The organism is Pseudomonadota bacterium, from assembly GCA_022361155.1.
In the GTDB taxonomy this organism is placed as follows: Bacteria; Myxococcota_A; Polyangia; order Polyangiales; family JAKSBK01; genus JAKSBK01.
The window spans coordinates 1-2,500 of record JAKSBK010000042.1 but is presented as its reverse complement, the minus strand read 5'-3'; the positions used below and the strand labels follow the sequence as shown (position 1 = coordinate 2,500).

Here is a 2,500-nt window from a genome sequence, read left to right as displayed (position 1 = left end):
AGTTCGAGTCTAGCTTGGCCCACCGGGCGTTGTCCTTGAGGAGCTCGGGCTGGCGCGACCCCGCGTCGTAAGCCGGGCGCCGTTGCGGGGTCGGCAGCGGAGCAGCCGCTGGGGTCGCCGCTTGGGCGACCGGGCCAGTTGACAGCGTGTCCAACCACTCGGGGCTGTAGCTCAGCTGGGAGAGCATCGGCTTTGCAAGCCGGGGGTCATCGGTTCGAGTCCGATCAGCTCCACACCGAAGCGGTCGCACAAGCAAGTCGTGACCGCGCCGATTTTGCCACCCACGAGTGGGTGGGCGGGCTTGTCCGCGTGGCAGGCCCCGGATGCTCTTTGACAATTTGAAGAGAGAAATCAACGAGTTTAGTCGCGTGACGTCGAGCAGGGACGCTGGCACTTGCCACGAACCCTGATCTCGAGTCATTGATGCGTGCCTTAGGGACAGGTAAAGCTACCAAGGGCGCGCGGTGGATGCCTTGGCGTCGAGAGGCGATGAAGGACGTGGACAGCTGCGAAAAGCCACGGGGAGCCGCTAACAGGCCTCGATCCGTGGATCTCCGAATCGGGCAACCGAGTGGGGACAACCCACTAACCTCGAGCTGAATCCATAGGCTCGGGGTGGCCAACCGGGTGAACTGAAACATCTAAGTAGCCCGTGGAAAGGAAATCAATCAGAGACTCCCCTAGTAGTGGCGAGCGAACGGGGAACAGCCCAAACCGTGCCAGTGTAAGCCTGGGAGCGTTGCTGGTGCGGGGTTGAGGGGCCACTCGGCCGGAATCCCAGTTCCGGCATGGAGTTACAAAGCCAACCGCTAGCCGAACGGCTTGGAATGGCCGGCCACAGAAGGTGACAGCCCTGTAGGCGAAAGCGGGAGGCCTCCAGAGTGGTTCCCGAGTACCGCAGGACACGTGCAATCCGGCGGGAATCCGGGAGGACCATCTTCCAAGGCTAAGTACTACTCGACGACCGATAGTGAACAAGTACCGTGAGGGAAAGGTGAAAAGTACCCCGATAAGGGGAGTGAAATAGTATCTGAAACCGCGTGTCTACAAGCAGTGGGAGCACTATGGCCGCCAGGCAATGTGCGACCGCGTACCTTTTGCATAATGGGCCTGCGACTTACGCTGTGTTGCGAGGTTAAGCCGATAGGTGTAGCCCCAGGGAAACCAAGTTCAAAGAGAGCGCTAGTAGCACGGCGTAGACCCGAAACCGGGCGATCTATCCTTGGCCAGGTTGAAGCGCGGGTAATACCGCGTGGAGGACCGAACCCACTGGAGTTGAAAATCCAGGGGATGAGCTGAGGATCGGAGTGAAAGGCTAAGCAAGCTCGGAAATAGCTGGTTCTCCGCGAAATATATTGAGGTATAGCCTCGGACGAATTGCGCCGGAGGTAGAGCACTGAATGGGCTAGGGGTCCTACCAGACTACCAAACCCAACCACACTCCGAATGCCGGTGACAACTATCCGGGAGTCAGGCTACGGGAGATAAGTTTCGTGGCCGAGAGGGAAAGAGCCCAGATCGACAGCTAAGGTCCCCAAATCCGGACTAAGTGGGAAAGGATGTGGGAGCGCTGAGACAACCAGGACGTTGGCTTAGAAGCAGCCATCGTTTAAAGAAAGCGTAATAGCTCACTGGTCAAGCGAACCTGCGCCGAAAATATAACGGGGCTAAGTCTGGTGCCGAAGCTTCGGGTTCTCTTCGGAGAGCGGTAGCGGAGCATTCCCAGGTAGATACATGGCGTACCGAGAGGAGCGCTTTCGGACCTGGGAAGAGCTTATGCAGGCATGAGTAGCGATAAACAGGATGAGAAATCCTGTCGCCGTAAGCCCAAGGTTTCCTGGGCAAGGATAATCCTCCCATGGGTTAGTCGGCCCCTAAGCCGAGGCCGAAAGGCGTAGGTGATGGAAAGCAGGTTAATATTCCTGCACCACTGGGGTGATTTACCTGAGCAGGGACGAAGAAGGGTGTGCTGATCCATCGGTTTGGTCGTGGTGGTTCAAACCCGTAGGTGGGCTCCATAGGACCCGACAGGGACAAACGTGGAGTCAACATCGAGAGGTGATGAGGTGGAGCTTCGGCTCCGTAACTCAGTGATCCCATACTTCCGAGAAAAGCTGCGCAGGGCGTCACTGCAGTGACCGTACCGGAAACCGACTCAGGTGGGCGGGGTGAGCATCCCAAGGCGCGTGAGAGAACACTGGCTAAGGAACTCGGCAAATTGACACCGTAACCTCGGGAGAAGGTGTGCCCGTCTGGGTGAAGGGCCTCGCGCCCCGAGCCCGGGTGGGTTGCAGAGAAATGAGGGTTGCGACTGTTTACTAAAAACATAGGACTCTGCGAACTCGTAAGAGGATGTATAGGGTCTGACGCCTGCCCGGTGCTGGAAGGTTAAGGGGAGTTGTCAGCGCAAGCGAAGCAGCGAACCGAAGCCCCAGTAAACGGCGGCCGTAACTATAACGGTCCTAAGGTAGCGAAATTCCTTGTCGGGTAAGTTCCGACC

Annotated in this window: 2 tRNA genes and 1 rRNA gene (1 of these 3 cut by a window edge); all 3 read left to right on the top strand. The window is 58.0% G+C overall.

Annotated elements, in window-relative coordinates:
- Positions 1 to 22 (top strand) — tRNA-Ile (locus MJD61_01245) (it extends 52 nt beyond the left edge of the window).
- A 138-nt stretch (positions 23 to 160) separates the two neighbouring features.
- Positions 161 to 233: transfer RNA gene (locus MJD61_01240), tRNA-Ala, on the top strand.
- A 208-nt stretch (positions 234 to 441) separates the two neighbouring features.
- A 23S ribosomal RNA gene (locus MJD61_01235) occupies positions 442 to 2,500 on the top strand; the annotation flags it as partial.